We start from the raw sequence: 20,921 nt of genomic DNA on the forward strand, positions 1-20,921 counted from the left end.
CCCGCCTCACCCCGCGTGCGGCAGCAGCACCTCCACGCGCCCCTCGCGCACCCGCGTCTCGAACCGCGGCTGCGGCGAGGTGGCCGGCCCCCGCAGCACCTCGCCGGTCTCGAGCGAGAAGGCGCTGCCGTGCCACGGGCACGCGACGCACGCCTCCCCCGAGCCGTCCGCCGAGACCTCGCCCTCGTCGAGCGGGCCGGAGAGGTGGCTGCAGACGTTCGAGAGCACGTCGATCCGCTCGCCCCGCCGGAAGGCGAGCAGGGGGAGGCCCGCGACCTCCCTCCTCACCGGCGTGCGCTCGGGCAGGTCCGCCAGGGCGCCGAGCTCCTGCCAGCCCGAGGGGAAGCGGTGCGGCACGTCCTCCGCGTGGTTCGCCCCCGCCGCCTGCCGGTAGCTGAGGTGGCCGCCCAGGTAGCCGCCTCCCGAGACGACGGCGAGCCCGAGCATCCCGAGCACCTTCCCGCTCGTGGTGCGCCCGCGGCGGCGCTGCACCCACGACGCGGCGTAGAGGCCCGTCGCGACCACGTTGGCCGCCGAGTGCACCAGCCCGACGCGGGTCTGCTGCTCGTGCAGCTCCGACCAGTCGGTGAAGCCGGAGGCGGCGGTCGGCAGGACGCTGATCACGCCGACGCCGACGAGGGTCCTCGCCGCGCGCTGGTTCCCCGGCAGCAGGTCGAGCACCGCCGCCGACACCCAGGCGCCGGTGGGCACGAGGACGAGCAGCGGATGGACGGGGTGGCCGACCGGGACGCCGTGCAGCACGTCCCGCACCGGCTGCGGCCGGACCACCGCGTTCACGGCCCGCTTCACCCGGCCGACGAGCGGATCGAGGGCGGCGGCGTTCTCGAGGCGGGTGACGAGTCTGACGAGTCTGATCTCACGCATGCCTCATGCGACCAAGCGGGCGGCCCCGGCGGAAGGGGCTTGCGGCGGAGGAGGAGCAGTCGGACCCCGTCGGCGGGCCCCTCGCTTGCCGACCCCGAGCCGTTTCGCCTACGCTGACCCGGGGCTTTGTGAACGGTCACATCGCCCGAGCGAGGAGCATGATGGACCAGCGCAGGCCCACCCCCGCCGACGTGATCACGAGCGGCGCCACCGCCCTCGGCATCGAGCTCGGCTCCACCCGGATCAAGGCGTGCCTGGTCGACGCGGCCGACCCGTCCGTGGTCCTCGCCGTCGGCAGCCACGAGTGGGAGAACCAGTTCGTCGACCGCCGCTGGACCTACTCCCTCGACGCCGTCCACGCGGGGCTCCAGGCCGCCTACGCGGACCTCGTCGCCGACGCCTCCTCGCGCCACGGCGTGCAGCTCTCCTCCGTCGGGGCGCTCGGCGTCTCGGCGATGATGCACGGCTACCTCCCCTTCGATGCGGACGGCGGGCTGCTCGTCCCCTTCCGCACCTGGCGCAACACCAGCACCGGGCCCGCGTCGGCCGAGCTCACCGAGCTGTTCGGCGCCAACATCCCGCTGCGCTGGTCGCTCGCGCACCTGCACCAGGCGGTCCTCGACTCCGAGCCGCACGTCGAGCGGATCGACTTCCTCACCACCCTCGCCGGCTACGTGCACTGGCGCCTCACCGGCGAGAAGGTCCTCGGAGTCGGCGACGCCTCCGGCATGGTCCCGACCGACCCGGCGACCCGCGACTACGACCAGCGTGTCGTCGACCTCTACGACGAGCGCGCGGCCGGCGCCGTGAAGCCGCTGCGCGAGCTGCTGCCCGCCGTGCTCCCCGCGGGCGCCGACGCCGGCTCGCTCACCGCCGAGGGCGCGCTCCTGCTCGACCCCACCGGCTCCCTCCGGCCCGGCGCCCCCGCCTGCCCGCCCGAGGGCGACGCCGGCACCGGCATGGTGGCGACCAACTCCGTCGCCCCGCGCACCGGCAACGTCAGCGCCGGCACCAGCATCTTCGCCATGGTCGTCCTCGAGGGCCCCTTGGAGAGCGTGCACCACGAGCTCGACCTCGTCGCGACCCCCGCCGGCGACCTCGTCGCGATGGTCCACTGCAACAACGGAGCCAGCGAGCTCGCCGGCTGGGTCGGCCTGTTCTCGCGATTCGCCGCCGCATCCGGCGGACCCTCCGACAGCGACGCCGTCTACGGCACCCTCTTCGCCGAGGCGCTCGAGGGCGAGGCGGACGCGGGCGGACTGCTCGCCTACAACCACCTCGCGGGCGAGCCGATCGCCGGCCTGGTCGAGGGCCGCCCGCTCGTCATGCGCACCCCCGACTCGCGCCTCACGCTCGCCAACTTCATGCGCGCGCAGCTCTACGGCGTGTTCGGCACGCTGGCTCTGGGCATGCGCGTCCTCGCGGGCGAGGGCGTCCGGATCGACGAGATGTTCGCGCACGGAGGCATGTTCCGCACCGCCGGTGTCGCCCAGCGCTTCCTCGCCGGCGCGCTCGACGCCCCCGTCTCGGTCGCCGCGACCGCCTCCGAGGGCGGCCCGTGGGGCATGGCGGTGCTCGCCGCCTACCGCCTGCAGAGCGGAGTCGCGCTCGACGCGTACCTCACCGATCAGGTCTTCGGCGACTCCGGCTTCGAGACCGTCGCCCCCGACGCGGACGACGTCGCCGGCTTCTCCGCCTACCTCGAGCGCTACCGCGCCGGCCTCGCCGTCGAGCAGACCGCCGTCGAGACCCTCACCGACCCGCAGAACCAGGGAGCCACCGCATGACCACCCAGACCCCCGCCGTCGAGGAGGCGATCGCCCGCGTCCGCGAGGACGTCGCGCGGCTGCACTCCGAGCTCGTCCGCTACGGCCTCGTCATCTGGACCGGCGGCAACATCTCGGGCCGCGTGCCCGGTGCCGACCTCTTCGTGATCAAGCCCAGCGGCGTCTCCTACGACGACCTCGCGCCCGAGAACATGATCCTCTGCGACCTCGACGGGAACGTCGTCCCCGGCACCCCCGGCAGCGACCGCAGCCCCTCCAGCGACACCGCGGCGCACGCCTACGTGTACCGCGAGATGCCCGAGGTCGGCGGAGTCGTGCACACGCACTCCACCTACGCGACCGCGTGGGCGGCCCGCGCCGAGTCGATCCCCTGCGTCATCACCGCGATGGCCGACGAGTTCGGCGGGGAGATCCCCATCGGCCCGTTCGCGATCATCGGCGACGACTCCATCGGCCGCGGCATCGTCGCGACCCTCAGCGGGCACCGCTCGCGGGCGGTCCTGATGCAGAACCACGGCGTCTTCACCATCGGCAAGGACGCGAAGGACGCCGTCAAGGCGGCCGTCATGGCCGAGGACGTCGCCCGCACCGTGCACCTCGCGCGCCAGGGCGGCGAGCTCGTCCCCATCCCGCAGGAGTCGATCGACGCCCTGTTCGACCGCTACCAGAACGTCTACGGACAGAACCCCACCGGAGCCATCGCATGAGCGTGTACCAGAGCATCATCCCCGACCTCGCCACCCGCACCGTCTGGTTCCTGACCGGCAGCCAGGACCTCTACGGCGAGGACACCCTCCGCCAGGTCGCCGAGCAGTCGCAGGCCGTCGTCGCGCAGCTGAACGAGGCGGGCGCGATCCCCGTGACCGTCGAGTGGAAGCCGGTGCTGAAGAGCTCCGATGCCATCCGCCGCACCATGATCGAGGCGAACTCCGACGACTCCGTCGTGGGCGTCATCACCTGGATGCACACCTTCAGCCCCTCGAAGATGTGGATCCACGGCTTCGACGCGCTCGCCAAGCCGCTGCTGCACTTCCACACCCAGGCGAACGTCGCCCTGCCGTGGCAGGACATCGACTTCGACTTCATGAACCTCAACCAGGCCGCGCACGGCGACCGCGAGCACGGCTACATCCTCAGCCGGATGAGTGTGCCCCGGAAGACCGTCGTCGGCCACGCGAGCGACGCCCGCGTCACCGAGGCCATCGGCACCTGGTCGCGCGCGGCCGCCGGCTGGTCCGCCTCGCAGAGCATGAAGGTCGCCCGCTTCGGCGACAACATGCGCAACGTCGCCGTCACCGAGGGCGACAAGACCGAGGCCGAGATCCGCCTCGGCGTCAGCGTCAACACCTGGGGCGTGAACGAGCTCGTCGAGCGCGTCGACGCCGCCACCTCCGCGCAGATCGACGCCCTCGTCGCCGAGTACCTCGAGAGCTGCGACGTGGTCCCCGAGCTGCTCCCCGGCGGCGAGCGCCACGAGTCGCTCCGCTACGGCGCCGCGGTCGAGATCGGCCTGCGCTCGTTCCTGGAGGAGGGCGGCTTCGAGGCGTTCACCGACAGCTTCGAGGACCTCGGCGGGCTCCGCCAGCTCCCCGGACTCGCCGTGCAGCGCCTCATGGCCGACGGCTACGGCTTCGGCGGCGAGGGCGACTGGAAGACGGCCGTCCTCATCCGCATCGCCGCCGTCATGGGCGCCGGCCTCCCCGGCGGCACCAGCCTGATGGAGGACTACACCTACGACATGACGCCCGGCGAGGAGCTCATCCTCGGCGCGCACATGCTCGAGGTGTCGCCGTCCCTGTCGTCGAAGCGCGCCTCGCTCGAGATCCACCCGCTGGGCATCGGCGGCCGCGAGGACCCGGTGCGCCTGGTCTTCACCGCCGACGCCGGCCCGGCCGTGGTGGTCGCCCTGAGCGACGTCCGCGAGCGCTTCCGCCTGGTCGCGAACAAGGTCCGGAACGTCGAGCCGCCCCAGACGCTCCCGCACCTGCCCGTCGGCCGCGCCGTCTGGCAGCCCGCTCCGGACTTCGGCACCAGCGCCGCCGCCTGGATCACCGCCGGTGCCGCGCACCACACGGTGATGACGACGCAGATCGGCCTGGAGGCGTGGGAGGACTTCGCCCGCATCGCCGGCGTCGAGCTCCTCGTGATCGACGAGTCGACCACCCTCCGCGGCTTCGAGTCCGACATCCGCTCGAACGCGGCGTACTACCGCCTCTCCCAGGGCCTGTAGATCCTGCGAGGCCGGACGGCCGGCTCCCTGCGGGGGGCCGGCCGTCCGTCGTTCCCGGCACGCCGCCGGGTCGGGGCGGGGGCCCGCCGCCGAGACCGGCCTGGATTGCGTCAGCGATCGAGGGCGGATCGCCCTCTCCGGCCCGTTCGGCGCCCGCTGCAGCGTCCCGGCCCCGGTTGCGGACGCGCTCGCAGCACGACGGAGGCCGGGAGGCCCGGACGGCCCTCGCGGGCAGTCGGTCCTTCCGGCCTCCGGGATGCAGGCGGGCGGCGGGCGGTCAGTCGCGCGAGGTCGAGAACGCCGCGTCGAAGGCGTCGGCCGGCGGCGTGATCGCGTTGAGCTTCCGCACGAAGGCCAGGGCCTCGGGGGCGCCGTCGAGGCGGTCCATGCCGGCGTCCTCCCACTCGACGCTGGTCGGGCCGGTGTAGCCGATCGCGTTGAGCGCGCGGAACACCGGCTCCCACGGGACGGCGCCGTGCCCGGTCGAGACGAAGGTCCACCCTCGGCGCGGGTTCGCCCACGGCAGGTGCGAGCCGAGGACGCCGTTGCGGCCGTCGAGGTTGGTGACCGACTCCTTCACGTGCACGTGGAAGATGTGGTCGGCGAAGTCGAGCACGAACGCGACGCTGTCGAGCTGCTGCCAGACGAAGTGCGACGGGTCGAAGTTGAAGCCGAACGAGGCGCGGTGGCCGATCGCCTCGAGGGTGCGCTTGGCGGTCCAGTAGTCGTAGGCGATCTCGCTCGGGTGCACCTCGAGCGCGTAGCGGACGCCGACCTCCTCGAAGACGTCGAGGATCGGGTTCCAGCGGTCGGCGAAGTCCTGGTAGCCGGCGGCGATCCACTCGTCGGAGGCGGGCGGGAACATGGCCACGCCCTTCCAGATCGACGAGCCGGAGAAGCCGTTGACCTGCGTCACGCCGAGCGCGGCGGCGAAGCGGGCGGTGTCCTTGAGGTCCTGGGCGGCGCGCTGCCGGACGCCCTCGGGGTCGCCGTCGCCCCAGACGCGGTCGCTGAGGATGTCGCGGTGGCGCTCGTCGATCGGGTCGTCGCAGACCGCCTGGCCGGTGAGGTGGTTCGAGATGGCGAAGACCTGGAGGCCGTTGCGCTCGAGGATGTCCTTGCGGCTCTGCACGTACTCCGCGTCGTCCCAGCGGGCGACGTCGATGTGGTCGCCCCAGCAGGCGATCTCGAGGCCGTCGTAGCCCCACTCCCCCGCGAGGCGGGCCACCTCCTCGAAGGGGAGGTCCGCCCACTGGCCGGTGAAGAGGGTGATCGGTCGCGTCATCGCGGATTCCTAACTCTCGACTCCCGCGCGCCGTCGCACCGGGAGAGGTAATTTGAGGGTCCACGCAACATATCAGGCACTCCCGCGAGCCCGAAAGGAACCGATCATCGCCCCGATCGACGGCGCACTGTCGCGCACGCCCACCCTCGTCACCGCCACTGCGGCCCCGACCTGGGAGGAGGGCCTGATCGTCGGCAGCGGCCGCGTCGGCGCCGTGGTGCACGGCCCGGCCGACGCGCTCACCGTCTCGCTGGCGCACGAGCGCTACTTCCTCCCCGTCAACGCGCGGCCCGCCGCCCCGGACCTCGCCCCGGTGCGGGACGAGCTGCGGAGTGCCCTGCTGGCCGGGGACGCCGACGCGGCGAGCGACCTGCTCGAGCGCGGGGCGCGGGCGAGCGGCTACGACGGCGGCCTGATATGGACCGATCCGCTCGGGCTGTGCGCGACGCTGTCGATCCGCACGGCCGGCGGGGTCGCGTCGAGCCGGCGCCTGCTCGACCCGCTGCTGGGCGAGGTCGCGGTCGAGTGGACCGACCTCGACGGCGGGCGGCACGCGGTGCGACTGATCGCTCCGCACGGGGGCGAGAGCGTCCGGCTGCGGGTGGAGGCGGAGCGCGACGGCGAGAGCACGGTCGAGCTCGGGCTGGGCGCCGGGGACGCGACCTCGTTCGACACGGGCGTGCCGGACGCGTCGGCCGTGGTCGAGGCGACGGTCGAGGGCGGTGCGGTCGGGCGACTGCTGGCCGTCGCCGGGACCGGGAGCGCCGAGACCGGGGGCGAGCGGATCCGCGCGACGGTCACCGCGGCGACCGGGGCGCCGTGGGACGTGGAGGGCGTCGTGACCCGCTCGACGGTGCCGGTCGCGGCCGGGGCGGGCGCGCTCCTCCGCGTCGATCTGTCGCTGGCGGGCGGCGAGCCGACGGGCCGGGAGCGTGCGGGCGGCGAGCCGACGAGCGGCGACGCCTCGTGGGCGGAGCTGCGCGAGGCCCAGCGCCACGGGCACGGCCGGCTGGTCGGCGCCTCCTCCCTCGATCTCGCCGGAGCCTCCTCCGCGGTGCTCACCGAGGACCTCTGGGAGGAGGCCCGCGCCGGCGACGAGGGCGCGCGCCGCCGCGTCGTCGAGCTCGCGTACCTCAGCGGCCGCGCGAACATCGTCGCGTCGACCGGCGAGCTGCCGCCGACGCTGCAGGGCGTCTGGCAGGGCACCTGGCGGCCGGCGTGGTCGGCCGACTACACGCTGAACGGCAACGTGCAGAACGGCGCGATGGCGGGGATGATCCCGACCGGCACGCCCGAGCTGGCGCTGTCGATCCTGGAGCTGGTGCTGCCGCACCTCGACGACTACCGCGACAACGCGCGCCTCGTCTACGGGGCCGAGGGGATGCTCCTTCCGTCGCGGATGTCGACCCACGGCCGCGCCGACCACTTCGCGGCGAGCTACCCGCACCTCTTCTGGACGGGCTGCGGCGGCTGGGTGCTGCGCCTGGCCGCCGACGCCGTCGCGGCCACGGGAGACCGCGGCATCGTCGACGACCGGCTGTGGGAGCTGGCCGAGGGCGTGCTGCGCTTCGCCGAGACCGGGACGACCGTGGTCGACGGGGTGCGCCGGATCGTCCCCTCCTACTCCCCCGAGAACACACCGGGTGGTGCGCGCTCGCCGATAGCGGTCGATGCGACGATCGACGTCGCCGTGCTGCGGGACGCCGCGCGGGCGACGGCGCTGCTCGGCCGGGCCCGCGGCGACGACTCGCTCGACGAGCGCTGGGCGCGGGTGGTGGCGGAGCTGCCGGAGTACCGGGTCGCCGAGGACGGCACGCTGGCGGAGTGGATCGACCCGCGGTTCGCGGAGGAGATCGCGCACCGGCACGCGTCGCAGCTGTACCCGCTCTGGTACGCGGGCGACGCTGCCTTCGAGGGCCCCGGCGCCTCCGCGGTGCGGCTGCGGGCCGCCGCGGCGGCGACGGTGGCGGCGAAGATCGCGTGGCGGGCCGAGGCGCCGACCGCTCCTCCCGGGCGGATGGAGATGGCGTTCGGGCTGGTGCAGGTGGGCGTCGCGGCGGCGGCGCTGGGTGACGGGGAGGCGGCGCTGACCTGCGCGGAGTGGCTCGCGGTCGAGCACTGGTCACCGACGCTGACGACCCGGCACGACGCGGGGCGGATCTTCAACCTCGACGCCAGCGGTGGACTGCCGGGGCTCGTGGCGGCGATGCTGCTCGGATCGGATGACGAGACGCTGACGGTGCTGCCGGCACTGCCGTCCGCGTGGGCGCGGGGTGCCGTGACGGGGCTGCGCGCACGCGGCGGGGTGGTCGTGGACCGGCTGGAGTGGTCGCCGGGACGGGCGTCGCTGTGGGCGCGGCGGGTGCCGAGCGCGGAGTGGCTGGCACCGGCGGGCGGGACGCGGGTGCGCACGCTGCGCGACGCAGTGCTGCGGGTCGACGGGCGCGAGGTGTCGGGCGGGCTGGAGCTCGGTGCCGAGGCGGTGCGCGTGGACGTGGAGTGGCGCGGCTGAGGGTCCTGCGGAGGGTACGGCTGCGGCACGCGGAACGGGCTCCGGTACGCCGACGAAGGCGGAGCAGCGCACCGGGTGTCGTCCCCGCTGGCCGCCGGACCCGCCGTGCGGCTGCGTCGACGCGGGAACGAGACGCGAGCCGGATGCGGTGGGTGGGGTCAGCTCCGCGAGTGCCCGTAGCGGTCGTAGACGCGGTTGCGGGCCGCCCGCTCGGCGGCGGGCAGGCGCTGCGCATCGGCGATCTCGTAGACGCCGAAGGTGTCGCGCAGGCGCGAGGCCGGGTCGACCTCGACGAAGGTGCACCAGGGCAGCCAGTGGTGGTGGCTGCGCAGGGTCTGGGTCGCGAAGTCGCCGCTCTCGTGGCCGAGGCCGGGCATCGCGTAGCCGATGCTGCCGTCGACGTCGGTCGACTGGCGGGTGTTGCGGTGCAGGAACTCGGCGAAATCGAGGTAGTGCTCGTCGCCCGTGATCAGGTGCAGTCGGTAGTAGCTGTACGAGCAGGCCGCCATGTAGACGTCGGCGCCGCCGCCGAGGGTGATGATGCTCTGTCCGCTGATCGAGTACCGGTTGAAGGGATGCGCCCAGGGCGCGCGGACCGGGAAGGACCACGCGTACGTCCAGGTCTCCGTGTAGTCGGCGGCGCGGACGGCGCCCTCCAGCCAGCGCGGCTCCTCCGTCAGGTCGTACAGCGCGAGGAAGCCGAACAGCCCGTAGATGCCCGCCTCCTTGTCCTGGATGTCGGCGTTGTCGCAGGTGCCGCCGCGGTACTCCAGGGTCCGGTGGATGTTCGCGAACGACCACTCGCCGGCGCGCACCGCGGACGCGCGGTAGCGCCCCTCCCCCGTCACGAGGTGCAGCTGCACGAGGAAGCGGATCACGCTCGGGGTGTTCGAGCGCGAGTCCATCCGCACCGAGCCATCGGCGTTGTAGGCGCGGTGGAAGCTGCCGTCGGCGTCCTGCACCTCGAGCAGCCAGTCGGCGGTCCGCCGGCAGAACTCGAGCCAGAGCGGGCGCTCGTCGCCGAGGTCGCGCAGGTGCAGGTAGGCGTCGAGGATCGCCTCGACGCCGTCGGCGAGCATCCGCAGGTAGTGCGGGTACGGCTCGAAGCCGCCGAGCGAGGGGTTGAAGCACATCCGCGGCGGGCCCGACTCGGGCAGCGCGGTCCGCGCCCAGAAGTCGACGATGCCGACGCCCTGCTCGAACGCCTCCGGCACGCCCTCGCGGTCGCCGTAGCGCAGCAGCTGGTAGCCGATGCCGGGCTGCTGCCCGACGAAGCCGAACTGGAAGGAGACGCTCGAGACGTCGAGGTCCGGCAGCTGGCAGGCGAACGGCAGGCCCCAGGAGTCGCCGTAGCGGCGGGTGAGGCGCTGGAGGATCGCCATGCCGTGGTGGAAGTGCCGCTCGTTGTCGACCTCGAACAGGTCGTCGCGGAGCCGGGCGTAGGTGCTGCGCCAGGTGGCGCGCATCATCGTCGCGAAGTCGTCGTACCGGCCGAGGTCGACCGCGACGGCGTAGCGCTGGCGGAAGCCGACCTCGACCGGGTGGTTCACCCGCTGCAGGGCCTTCGGGGCGGCGTCGTAGTCGAGGCCGGAGTAGGGGTTGTCGATCGGGCGCTCGCCGTCGGCGCCCGGGTGGACGTAGTCGATCGACAGGCCCACGGGCGGCACGTCGAGCGGGGTCCGCACGCCGAAGCCGTAGTAGAGGTAGTTCAGCGTCGTGCCCTGCGGGCGGCTCAGGCCGATCGAGCCGACGGTGCACTCCGGGTCGGTGAAGTTCTCCGAGCGGACCACGTCCAGGCGCGGCAGCGTCGCGTCGGCCGCCCAGCGCGAGAGCGCCACGGTCTCGCCGGTCGCGAGGCTCTGCGCGGCGAACAGCGGCAGCGCGTAGTGCGTCTCGGTGCGCCAGAAGTACTCGCTGCCGGGGTCGCGGCCCATCGCGTCGGCGGGCCCGAAGGCGTTGTCGCGGTACCAGGCGCCGGGGGCGAAGCACTCGTAGTCGCGGAGGTCGTCGGACCCGGTCAGCCCGAGCGAGACGGCGGTGGAGAAGCCGAGGTCGCCGCCGGCCGCCAGCACCTCGACGTCACGGTGCACGGAGAAGCCGTCGCCCGCGACGCGCCAGACGTCGGTGACGGCGAAGGCCGACCCGGAGCGGACGGTGATCGTCCCGCTCGCGGTGATCGCCCCCTCCGACAGCGAGACGTCGTCGTAGGGCGCTCCGGAGTACTCGCTGATCGCGGCGACGGTCTTGACCGTGACGCGCAGCGGCCGGTCGTTCGCGTAGAGGACGCGCTCGCCCGCGAGCACCTCGAGGCCGCCCGCCTCGAGGCGGAGGGTGTAGTCGCCGGAGCGCAGTTCCACAGTGGTTCCTTCCCGGAGGGTCATCTCAGCTCTTCTCGTCGTGCTCGCGGGGGCCGGCCGATCGGGCGGCCTCCGCCGGCTCGTCCTCGAGCCGCTGCGCCCCCGGATCGAAGCGCCGCGAGCCCGGCCGGAACAGCAGCGCCACGCCGCCCTCGACCAGCCCCGCGAGCAGCAGCAGGATCGCGAACGGGATCAGCGAGATCTCGGCCCACGCGCCCATCACCGGCATCACCAGTCCGGCCGCTGTGAAGCTGACCGTGCCGAGGATCGCCGTGACGCTGCCCGCCTCGCTCGACGGGCCCTGCAGCGAGAGGTACTGCACCGGGGCGAAGCCGAGCGAGCGGCCGGCCAGCGCGAACGTCAGCGCGCCGACGACGACGAGCAGCGGCGGCGTGCCGGTGAGCGCGAGCACCGCGACCACGACGGCGCCGAGCGCCGTGACGATCGCCGAGGCGGACATCGCGAACCGGGGTCCGAACCGGGGCACGATCACCCGTCCCGTCGTCTGCCCGACCGCGATCGTCACGAGCGAGGTGACCAGGAACAGCAGCCCGTACAGGTCGGGCCCGACCGCGTAGACGTTCGTGTAGAGGAAGGGAGCGGTCGCGAGATACGCGAAGCCGACCGACCAGCCCGCGGCCGAGGCGGCGGCGAGCGCCAGCACGCGCGGCCGGCGGAGCATCCCGAAGGAGTTGCGCAGCGACGGGCCGAGCCCGCCCTGGTGCCGCCGCTCGCGGGGCAGCGTCTCGGGCAGCACCAGGAGCGCGATCACGGTCGCGAGCGCTCCCCAGGCGGCGACCGCGAGGAAGGAGCCGCGCCAGTCGATCACCTTGGTCAGCTGCGCGCCGACGGAGGGCACCAGGATCGGGAAGACCGAGACGATCACGGCGAGGTTCGCGAGCATCGTGACGAGCCGCTTGCCGCTGTAGAGGTCGCGGACGATGGCGGTGACGACGACGCCCGCAGCGGTGCAGGCGGCGCCCTGGACGAAGCGGGCCGAGAGCAGCACGGCGGTGTCGGAGGTCATCGCCGCGACGAGGCTCGCCGCGATGTGCAGCGCCGCCGAGACGCCGAGCGGCCACTTGCGGCCGACCGCGTCGCTGAGCGGTCCTGAGATGAGCTGGCCGGCCGCGAAGCCGAAGGTGGCGCCGGTGACGACCAGCTGGGCGGTCGCCACCGAGACGCCGAGATCGTCCTGCAGCGTCGGCAGGAACGGCAGCACCAGGTCGATGGTGAGCGGCCCGAAGCCGACGAGCATCGCGAAGATCGGCAGCAGGAGGCGGCCGCGGGGCATCGCTTGGACGGCGGGGGAGGCGGTGGAGGCGGTCATGAGCGCGGAGCGCAGGTCACGGAGGGGATCCTGTCCATCAGCTCCCGGCCGAGACCGGGAAGTAGAGCGAGAAGGGTTCGTCGACGACCTCGTGCAGAGGCCGGAAGCGGACGGCGGCGGGCTGGCCGACGGCGCGGTAGCCGCGCAGCCACTGGGTCCACTGCCGCTCGTTGTCGGGGGCGAGCAGGGCGGGGGCGTCCTCGAGGCGCCCCCGCAGCGCGATCTCGCGGTCGACGAGGCCGGCCAGCACGATCGGGCCCTCGACGAAGGCGACCGTGCCCGGCTCGTCCGGGATCGGCACGGCGCGGATCTCGGTGCCGAAGGCGAGGTCGACGCTCGTGCGGCCGCCGGGGTGCTCGATCAGGAGCGCGCCGTCGCCCGCCCGGACGCGCTCGGCGTCGCCCGCGACCCCCGGCTCGCCGACGGTCCACTCCGGCACCCGCAGCCGCACGTGCAGCGCGACCCCCTCCTCCGAGACGATCTCGACCCGGATCCGCGAGGCGGTGGGGCGGTGCACGTCGCCTGCGGCACCCGCGTTGGCGTCCGGGCCGACGTAGCCGGCGGTGTCGAGCACCTCGACCCGCACCGCCGCGTCGCCGGCGGCGGTCGGCAGGCGCAGGCTCGCGTCGACGTGCTGCGCGATCGTCAGCTCGGCGTCGCCGCCGCGGTAGAAGACGAGCCCGGAGTGGCGCGTGTGCGCCTGCACCAGCGTGCCGTGGCAGCACCAGAAGTCCTCGGTCGGGCTGCCCCAGTCCTTGCGGGCGCCGCCCTCGAGCGGCAGGAAGTAGGCGACCATCCCGGTCCGCGGGTTCTGCTGGGCGAGGAGGCCGTTCCAGAGGTTCCGCTCGATGTAGTCGGCGTAGGCGAGGTCGCCGGTCCAGCGCAGCAGCACGTCGGCCAGCCGGATCATGTTGTAGACGACGCAGTGCTCCTGCGTCTTCTCGCCGCGGCGAGCGGCGAACGCGAAGGGCGGCGTCCAGATCTCGCCGGAGGTCTGACCGCCCGTGCAGAAGGTGCCGCGGAGGGTGACCGCCTGCTCCCAGTAGGCCTCGACGATCCTCCGCCAGCGCTCGTCGCCGGTGACCTCGTAGGCGCGGGCGGCGCCGAGGACCTCGGGGATCGTGGTGTTGGCGTGCATGTTGGTCAGCACGTCGCGGCCCTCGAGCAGGCCCTCGAAGAGGGAGCGGCGGTCGTAGCGGCCGAGCAGCTCGGTGTAGACGGGGTCCCCGGTGATCGCGAGGAGGTCGGCCCAGACCTCGAGCATGCCGCCGGTCTCGACCTCGAGGATCTCCTGGAACGCGGCGTCGTCGAATCCGCGGACCCACTCCAGCAGCGGGACCGTGGCGGCCCGCGCCATCCGCAGCGCCCGCTCGTCGCCGAGGTCGAGGTGCAGGTCGACGAGGCCCATCAGCAGCTTGTGCATCGCGTACTGCGGCGCCCAGATGGGGCGGCCGGTCGCGAGGCGGTCGAGGTAGCCGCGCGGGATCGCCCAGATCCAGCCGCCGCCGTTCTCCTCCTGGCAGCGCTCGAGTCCGTCGAGCACGGAGTCGATCCGGACGCGCAGCAGCGGGTCGCCGGTGACCGCGACCTCGCGGGCCGCTGCGGAGAGCCAGTGGCCGAGGAAGTGCCCGCGCAGCTGCGAGCCCGGCGTCTCCCAGCCCCAGTGCCGGTCGAGGCCGCGGGCCTCGCGCGAGTCCTGCGAGGGGTGCAGGTGCCAGCCCTGGTCGCCGATCCCGGCCTCGATCAGGAAGTTCTGCAGCAGCCCCTCGTCGGTGAGCGAGAGGAGGTAGTCGCGGTTGAGCCGCCGCCGCGCGTCGAGCACCCCGCGCTCCAGGCGGGTCTCGTGCGGGGCCGGGTGGGTCAGCGGCATGGGTGCTCCTCGTCGAGGCGGTGGGTGGTGGGGATGAGCGGTGCGAGCGGTGGTCGATCGGCGCGGGTCGATCCGCGCGGTGGTCCATCCGACCGAGGGTCGAGATCGATCTCTCGCTGTACTCAGACCAGGATCGACGATAGGAATGGGGACATGCAATCCCCGAGAGTGATCCATCTCGTCGCCGATGACGTGTCCGCCCTCCTCACTCAGTCGGGAGGCGACCTGCCCGTGCTGCTGCACTGGGGTCCGCGACTCGACGCGAGCGACGACGATCTCGCAGCTTTCGCAAGAACTCCCGTGCGGACGGGGATCGAGGGCTCCTCCGACGTCCCCTACGAGCCCGGGATCCTGCCCGAGCACACCTTCGGCTGGGCCGGCCTGCCAGGTCTCCGGGTGCACAGGGAGGGCGCCGGCTGGTCGCCGAGGCTGACCGTGGACACCGTCTCGGTGGACGGGGAGACCCTCGCGGAGGGCGCGGTCGCGCAGGCCGGCAGCGCCGCCGTGACCGTCGAGGCGCACGACGCGCAGGCCCGGATCGGAGTCGTCCTAGAGATCGTTCTCTCCCCTGCCGGACTGCTCAGGACCCGCGTCTCGGTCCGCAACGACGGCGCCGGGCACCTCGAGGTGATCGGCGTCGACCCCGCCCTCCGGATCCCGACCGAGGCCCGCGAGATCCTGGACTTCTCCGGCCGCTGGGGCACCGAGAAGATCCCCCAGCGCCACCCCGTCGTCACCGGCACCCACTCCCGCTCCTCGCGGCGCGGCCGCACCGGCCTGGACGCGACGACGGTCGTCGCGGTCGGCACCCCCGGCTTCGACTCCGCCGACGGGCGGGTCTGGCTCTGCCACGTCGGCATCGGCGGCAACCACGAGCACGCGGTGGAGCGCGGCGACGGCTGGCTCGCCTTCCGGGGCGGCGAGCTGCTCCTGCCCGGCGAGGTGCGCCTCGCGAGCGGCGAGAGCTACTCCTCCCCCTGGATCTCCGGCAGCTTCGGCCACGGCCTCGACGCCGCGGCCGCGCGCTTCCACGCCCACCTCCGCGGGGTCTCCCGCTCCTCGCGCCGGCCGCGCCCGGTGACGCTCAACGTCTGGGAGGCGGTCTACTTCGACCAGGACCTCGCCGTCCTCGCCGAGCTGGCCGACCGCGCCGCCGCCCTCGGGGTCGAGCGCTACGTGCTCGACGACGGCTGGTTCCTCGGCCGCAGCGACGACCGCGCCGGCCTCGGCGACTGGACGCCCGACCCCGTCGCCTGGCCCGACGGCCTCCTCCCCCTCGCCGAGCACGTCCGCGGCCTGGGCATGGAGTTCGGCCTCTGGGTCGAGCCCGAGATGATCAACGAGGACTCCGACCTCGCCCGCGCGCACCCCGACTGGATCCTGCGGGCCCGCGAGGAGCTGCCGCCGCGGTTCCGCTTCCAGCAGGTGCTCGACCTGACGAACCCCGACGCGTTCGCGCACATCCTCGGCGTGCTCGACGGCCTGGTCGCCGACCTCGGCGTCGCCTACCTCAAGTGGGACCACAACCGCGACCTGATCGACGCGGGCCACCCCGCCACCGGGACGGCCGCGGTGCACGAGCAGACGCTCGCGCTGTACCGGCTGATCGACGAGCTGCGCGCCCGGCACCCGGAGCTCGAGATCGAGAGCTGCGCCTCCGGCGGCGGCCGGGTCGACCTGGGGATCCTCGAGCGCACCGACCGCGTGCACACCTCCGACAACCAGGACCCGCTGGACCGCTCGCGGATGCTGCGCTGGACCGGGCTGCTCGTGCCGCCGGAGATGCTCGGATCGCACGTCGCCTCGCCGGTCAACTCCGTCACCGGTCGCACCAGCGACCTGCACACCCGCTGCGCGATCGCCTTCCTCGGCCACTTCGGGATCGAGTGGGACCTCCGCGAGCTGGACGCGGAGGAGGAGCCCGTGCTGGCGGGCTGGATCGCGGCGTACCGCGAGCACCGCAGCCTGATCGCGACCGGCCGGGTCGTCGGGGGCGACGACTCCGACCCCGACGCGCCGTCGCTGCGCGGCGTCGTCGCGCCGGACGGCTCGGAGGCGCTGTACACGCTGGTCACGCCTGCGCTGACCGCGGACTCGCGCCGCCGCGTCCGCCTCCCGGGCCTGGATCCGCGGGCGCGCTACCGGATCGAGACCGCGCGCCCCGGCTCGCTCGGCCCGCCCTGGCAGAGCCCGCACTGGCTGGAGTCGACGGTGCCGCTGGACTCCGACGCCCCGGCCCCCGCCTACTCGGGGAGCCTGCTGGGCGAGGCGGGCCTGGACCTGCCGACCTTCCACGCCGACCGCGCGATCGTCCTGCGGCTCGTCCGCGAGACCGCGTGAGCACCGCCGCCGACCCCGGCGTCCTCGACACCGCCGCCGCCGGAACCGCCGCCGCCGATTCGTCCGCCACCACCCTGGAGCACCCCGTGAACAGCACCGTCACCGTCGACCTCGACCGCCCCGGCGCCACCATCAGCCGCCACCTCTACGGCCACTTCGCCGAGCACCTCGGCCGGTGCATCTACGACGGCTTCTGGGTCGGCGAGGACTCGCCCGTCCCGAACGAGGGCGGGATCCGCCTGGACGTCGTCGAGGCCCTCCGCGCCCTCGACATCCCCAACCTCCGCTGGCCCGGCGGCTGCTTCGCCGACCGCTACCACTGGACCAACGGCATCGGCCCGCGCGAGGAGCGCCCCGGCCTGATCAACACCCAGTGGGGCGGAGTCGCGGAGGACAACTCCTTCGGCACCCACGAGTTCATGGCGCTCTGCGAGCTGCTCGGCGCCGACGCCTACATCTCGGGCAACATCGGCTCCGGCACCGTGCAGGAGATGGCGGACTGGGCCGAGTACCTCACCGGCGCGGGCAAGTCGCCGATGGCCGACCTGCGCCGCTCCCACGGCCGGGAGGAGCCGTGGACCGTCCGCTTCTGGGGGCTCGGCAACGAGACCTGGGGCTGCGGCGGCAACATGCGCGCCGGCGCCTACGCCGACCTGGCGCGGCAGTTCGGGACCTTCGTGCAGAGCGGCAACGACACTCCGCTCTACCGCGTGGCGGCCGGAGCCGACGGCGCCGACACCCACTGGACGCAGACGCTGATGGAGGTGATCCCCGAGATCGAGGGACACCCCTTCTCCTCCGTGCCGTGGGAGTCGGTCTCGGTGCACTACTACACGATCGGCGGCAGCTGGCACGCGAAGGGCAGCGCGACCGACTTCGACGCCGACACCTACTGGAGCACGATCGTGGCCGCGCAGGGGATCGAGGAGCTGCTCCGCTCGCACGCCGCGGTGATGGACGTCCACGACCCCGAGAAGAAGTACGGGATGGTGCTCGACGAGTGGGGCACCTGGTGGGACGTGGAGCCGGGGACCCACCCTGGCTTCCTCTTCCAGCAGAACACGATCCGCGACGCGATGGTCGCGGCCTGGCACTTCGACGTCTTCCACGGCTTCGCCGACCGCCTGACGATGGCGAACATCGCGCAGACGGTGAACGTGCTGCAGGCGATGCTGCTGACCGACCCGGACGGCGGCGAGATGGTCCGCACGCCGACCTACCACGTGTTCGAGATGAACAAGGGGCACCACGACGCGACGGTGCTGCCGACCACGGTCGCCGGCCCGACGCACGCGGTCGACGGCCGCGAGATACCCGTCGCCTCCGCCTCCGCCTCCACGAAGGACGGCCGCGTCCTGGTCTCGCTGACCAACGTCGACCTGGAGGAGCCGCTCGAGGTCTCCCTCGACTTCCGCGGCGGGACCGTGACCGGCGCGACCGGCCGCCTCCTGACGGCCGACCGCCCCGACGCGCACAACCGGCCCGGCGCCGCCGACGAGGTGAGCCCCGTCGCCCTCGAGGGCATCGAGACCACGGCGACAGGACTGCGCGTCACGCTGCCCCCGCACTCCTTCGCGACCGTGACGCTGGAGCTCTCGTGATCGCCGCGCGCACGGAGGCCGCCCGCCGCCCGCCGATGGGCTGGAACAGCTGGGACTGCTTCGGCGCCTCGGTGACGGAGGAGGAGGTGCTCGCGAACGCCGAGTACCTCGCCGAGCACCTCCTGCCGCACGGCTGGGACACGGTCGTCGTCGACATCCAGTGGTACGAGCCCGATCCCGGCACGAGCGACTACCAGGAGGTGTCGGAGCCGGTGCTCGACGACTGGGGCCGCCCGCAGCCCGCCGTCGGACGCTTCCCCTCCGCGGCGACGGGCGGGTTCACGGCGCTGGCCGCGCGCGTGCACGCCCTCGGCCTCCGCTTCGGGGTGCACCTGATGCGCGGCGTCCCCCGCCGAGCGGCCGAGCTCGGCCTGCCGGTGCTCGGGGCGGAGGCGACCTGCGCCGACATCGCCGACCGCGGGAACGTCTGCCCGTGGAACCCGGACAACTACGGCGTCGACATGAGCGCGCCCGGCGCGCAGCAGTACTACGACTCCGTGATGGCGCAGCTGGCCTCGTGGGGCGTCGACTTCGTGAAGCTCGACGACGTGCTCTACCCGCCGATCCAGGCGGAGGAGATCGCCGCACTCTCCCGCGCGATCGACGCGACCGGCCGTCCGATGGTGCTGAGCCTCTCCCCCGGCAAGCAGCTCTCGCTCGAGAACCTCGAGCTGCTGCGGTCGACCGCGCAGATGTGGCGGATCTCGGATGACTTCTGGGACGACTGGGCCCACCTGCACGAGCAGTTCCAGCGGGCCGCGCGCTGGGCTCCGCACCAGCGTCCCGGCGCCTGGGCCGACGCCGACATGCTGCCGCTGGGGCGGATCGGCGTGCGCGCGCACGTGGGCGAGGACCGGCTCTCGCGGTTCACGCCCGCGGAGCAGCGGACGCTCGTGACGCTGTGGTGCCTGCTCCGCTCGCCGCTGATGATGGGCGGGCACCTCCCGGACACGCCCGCCGACACGCTCGCGCTGCTGACGAACGGCGACGTCCTCGCGCTGCTCGGCAGCGACGGCAGCCGCGAGATCGTCCGCGACGGCGACCTGGTGGTGTGGTCGGCGTGGCGCGGCGACGAGCAGTGGCGCGGAGTGTTCTGGCTGGGCTCGTCGGCGCGGTCCTACTCCGCGCACCTGACCGACCTGGGCTGCTCCGGCGCAGCCTCGGCCGTCGACGTGTGGAGCGGCGCCGAGCTGCCGATCGTCGGCGGCGCCGTCGAGCTCGAGCTCGAGCCGCACGGCTGCCGCCTGCTGCGCCTGGCCTGACGCGCGGCCGCCGGCCGGGGCGGGCCGGGGCCCGCCCCGGCCCGCCCCGGCCCGCCCCGCCTCGCCCCGGCTCGCCCCGGCGAGAAGCCAGGAGTCGTCGCACTCGAGACCGACCGCGACAACTCCTGCGCATTCGCGACCGGCCTCAGGACGCCGGGCGCCCGTCGCTCCTGCGCCGAGCACCCCGAGACTCCATTAGTCGTCGCACTCGAGACCGACTGCGACAACTCCTGCACACTCGCGGAACCGCGATCGGAGGAGTCCGGCGAGAAGCCAGGACTTGTCGCACTCGACGCCCACTGCGACAACTCCTGCGCACTCGCGAGCGGAGGCGGCGCAGGACGCGCCGAGACGCAGGAGGCCGCCGCGCTCGAGCTCGAGTGCGACGGCCTCCGGACCGTCAGGAGCAGGCGCCCGCGGGTCAGGACTCCGTGTCGACGAGCGAGTCGAGGTGCGCGAGGTCCTCGGACGAGATCTCGAAGTCGACGTCGGCGTTCTCGACGATGCGCGAGGGCGTCGTCGACTTCGGCAGCGGCAGCACGTCCTTCTCGAGCAGGTAGCGGATGCAGAGCTGCGCCACCGACTTGTCGTACTTCGCGGCGATCTCGCCGATGTCGGAGTTGTCGAGCAGGCCGCCCGTCGCGAGGGGCGAGTACCCCTCGACGAGGATGCCGTGCTCCTTGCAGTACGCGGTCGTCTCGTCCTGGGTGTTGCCGACGAACCAGCGGATCTGGTTGGCGTGCGGCACCACGTCGGTCGCCGCGATCAGCGACTCCAGATCGGCGACCTGGAAGTTCGAGACGCCGATGGCGCGCGAGCGACCGGCCTCGAGGATCTCCTCCATCGCCTTCCACGCCGCGATGTTGCCCTCGCGGTGGTCCGAGCCCATGTCCTGCCAGGGCCACGGGGCGTGGATGAGGTACAGGTCGACGTGGTCGAGCTCGAGCGCCGCCATGGTGGTCTCGAAGCTCGCCTTCGCGCCCTCGTAGTCCTTCACCTCGGCCGGGAGCTTGGTGGTGATGAACACCTCGTCTCGCGGGACGCCGCTGTCGCGCAGGGCCCGGGCGACGCTCGCCTCGTTGCCGTAGGCGCGGGCGGTGTCGATGTGTCGGTAGCCCGCCTCGAGCGCGGCGGTCGTCGCGTCGTAGGCCTCGGGGCCGTCGGGGATCTGCCAGGTGCCGAACCCGATCTTCGGGATGGCGACTCCGTTGGACAGCGTGAACGTGTCGGTCAGGGCGGGCATGACTCTCCTCTGCATCGGTCTTCTCCGCGGCCCGCCACCGGCGGCGCCGCTCCTTAAACGCTAGGCCGGGCCCCCGGCTCGCGCGGGCCCCTTGCGCTGTGCGCCTCCGGTGCTACGCGGCCGTCGCGCTCCCGGCCGCCGACCCCGCAGAAGTCGCAGGTCTCGCGCTCGAGCACCGCGACTTCTGCGGACTCGCGAGCCGGCACCGCCGGCCCGCCC

General features: G+C 73.5%; 13 protein-coding genes. 7 read left to right on the plus strand and 6 right to left on the minus strand.

The window, feature by feature from the left end; all coding sequences use genetic code 11:
• Nucleotides 1-6: 6 nt before the first annotated feature.
• Nucleotides 7-885, minus strand: a complete 879-nt coding sequence (locus GTU71_RS10025) for a Rieske 2Fe-2S domain-containing protein (RefSeq protein ID WP_104226053.1) — start codon at nt 883-885, stop codon at nt 7-9.
• A 161-nt stretch (nt 886-1,046) separates the two neighbouring features.
• Between GTU71_RS10025 and GTU71_RS10030 the strand changes: the two genes are divergently transcribed.
• The 3 genes from GTU71_RS10030 to araA are packed head-to-tail and all read left to right on the plus strand — an operon-like array spanning nt 1,047 to nt 4,902.
• Complete coding sequence (locus tag GTU71_RS10030; RefSeq protein ID WP_159939842.1) at nt 1,047-2,672, plus strand: FGGY-family carbohydrate kinase; 1,626 nt, start codon at nt 1,047-1,049, stop codon at nt 2,670-2,672.
• A complete protein-coding gene (locus GTU71_RS10035) occupies nt 2,669-3,379 on the plus strand; it encodes an L-ribulose-5-phosphate 4-epimerase (protein WP_104224687.1) in 711 nt (236 codons plus the stop codon). The genes GTU71_RS10030 and GTU71_RS10035 overlap by 4 nt, the downstream gene beginning before the upstream one ends.
• The gene (gene araA, locus GTU71_RS10040; RefSeq protein WP_159939844.1) at nt 3,376-4,902 is read left to right on the plus strand and encodes an L-arabinose isomerase; all 1,527 of its coding nucleotides are present in this window, start codon (nt 3,376-3,378) and stop codon (nt 4,900-4,902) included. The genes GTU71_RS10035 and araA overlap by 4 nt, the downstream gene beginning before the upstream one ends.
• Before the next feature lie 277 nt (nt 4,903-5,179).
• On the opposite strand, the gene GTU71_RS10045 is transcribed toward araA, so the two are convergent.
• Entirely contained in the window at nt 5,180-6,187 is a 1,008-nt protein-coding gene (locus GTU71_RS10045; RefSeq protein ID WP_104226056.1) for a sugar phosphate isomerase/epimerase family protein, read from the minus strand.
• Between the two features lie 52 nt (nt 6,188-6,239).
• Between GTU71_RS10045 and GTU71_RS10050 the strand changes: the two genes are divergently transcribed.
• On the plus strand, nt 6,240-8,699 hold the full coding sequence (locus GTU71_RS10050) for a glycoside hydrolase family 95-like protein (protein WP_159939846.1): 2,460 nt from the start codon (nt 6,240-6,242) through the stop codon (nt 8,697-8,699).
• Between the two features lie 158 nt (nt 8,700-8,857).
• On the opposite strand, the gene GTU71_RS10055 is transcribed toward GTU71_RS10050, so the two are convergent.
• Genes GTU71_RS10055 through GTU71_RS10065 form a run of 3 tightly spaced genes read right to left on the minus strand, consistent with a single transcriptional unit; the run spans nt 8,858 to nt 14,256 of the window.
• A complete protein-coding gene (locus GTU71_RS10055; protein ID WP_208543570.1) occupies nt 8,858-11,080 on the minus strand; it encodes a hypothetical protein in 2,223 nt (740 codons plus the stop codon).
• A 1-nt stretch (nt 11,081) separates the two neighbouring features.
• The gene (locus GTU71_RS10060) at nt 11,082-12,386 is read right to left on the minus strand and encodes a multidrug effflux MFS transporter (RefSeq protein ID WP_159939848.1); all 1,305 of its coding nucleotides are present in this window, start codon (nt 12,384-12,386) and stop codon (nt 11,082-11,084) included.
• Between the two features lie 37 nt (nt 12,387-12,423).
• Nucleotides 12,424-14,256: a beta-L-arabinofuranosidase domain-containing protein gene (locus GTU71_RS10065; protein ID WP_159939850.1), complete on the minus strand. Its 1,833-nt coding sequence runs from the start codon at nt 14,254-14,256 to the stop codon at nt 12,424-12,426.
• Nucleotides 14,257-14,409: 153 nt separating this feature from the next.
• Here GTU71_RS10065 and GTU71_RS10070 point away from each other — a divergent pair, with 153 nt between their 5' ends.
• From GTU71_RS10070 to GTU71_RS10080, 3 genes are read left to right on the plus strand one after another with little or no spacing between them, the layout of a single operon-like run.
• Nucleotides 14,410-16,596 (plus strand): alpha-galactosidase, encoded by a 2,187-nt coding sequence (locus GTU71_RS10070; RefSeq protein WP_159939852.1) that lies wholly within the window; start codon nt 14,410-14,412, stop codon nt 16,594-16,596.
• Nucleotides 16,593-18,197, plus strand: coding sequence for an alpha-L-arabinofuranosidase C-terminal domain-containing protein (locus tag GTU71_RS10075; protein ID WP_308471033.1), 1,605 nt, complete (start codon nt 16,593-16,595; stop codon nt 18,195-18,197). Before GTU71_RS10070 ends, GTU71_RS10075 begins: the two co-directional genes overlap by 4 nt.
• Complete coding sequence (locus tag GTU71_RS10080; RefSeq protein WP_244230524.1) at nt 18,194-19,459, plus strand: glycoside hydrolase family 27 protein; 1,266 nt, start codon at nt 18,194-18,196, stop codon at nt 19,457-19,459. Before GTU71_RS10075 ends, GTU71_RS10080 begins: the two co-directional genes overlap by 4 nt.
• A 421-nt stretch (nt 19,460-19,880) precedes the next feature.
• On the opposite strand, the gene GTU71_RS10085 is transcribed toward GTU71_RS10080, so the two are convergent.
• A complete protein-coding gene (locus tag GTU71_RS10085) occupies nt 19,881-20,702 on the minus strand; it encodes an aldo/keto reductase (protein ID WP_104226493.1) in 822 nt (273 codons plus the stop codon).
• Nucleotides 20,703-20,921 lie beyond the last annotated feature (219 nt).

Origin of the sequence: Rathayibacter sp. VKM Ac-2762, assembly GCF_009866585.1 — a bacterium.
Taxonomy (GTDB): Bacteria; Actinomycetota; Actinomycetes; order Actinomycetales; family Microbacteriaceae; genus Rathayibacter.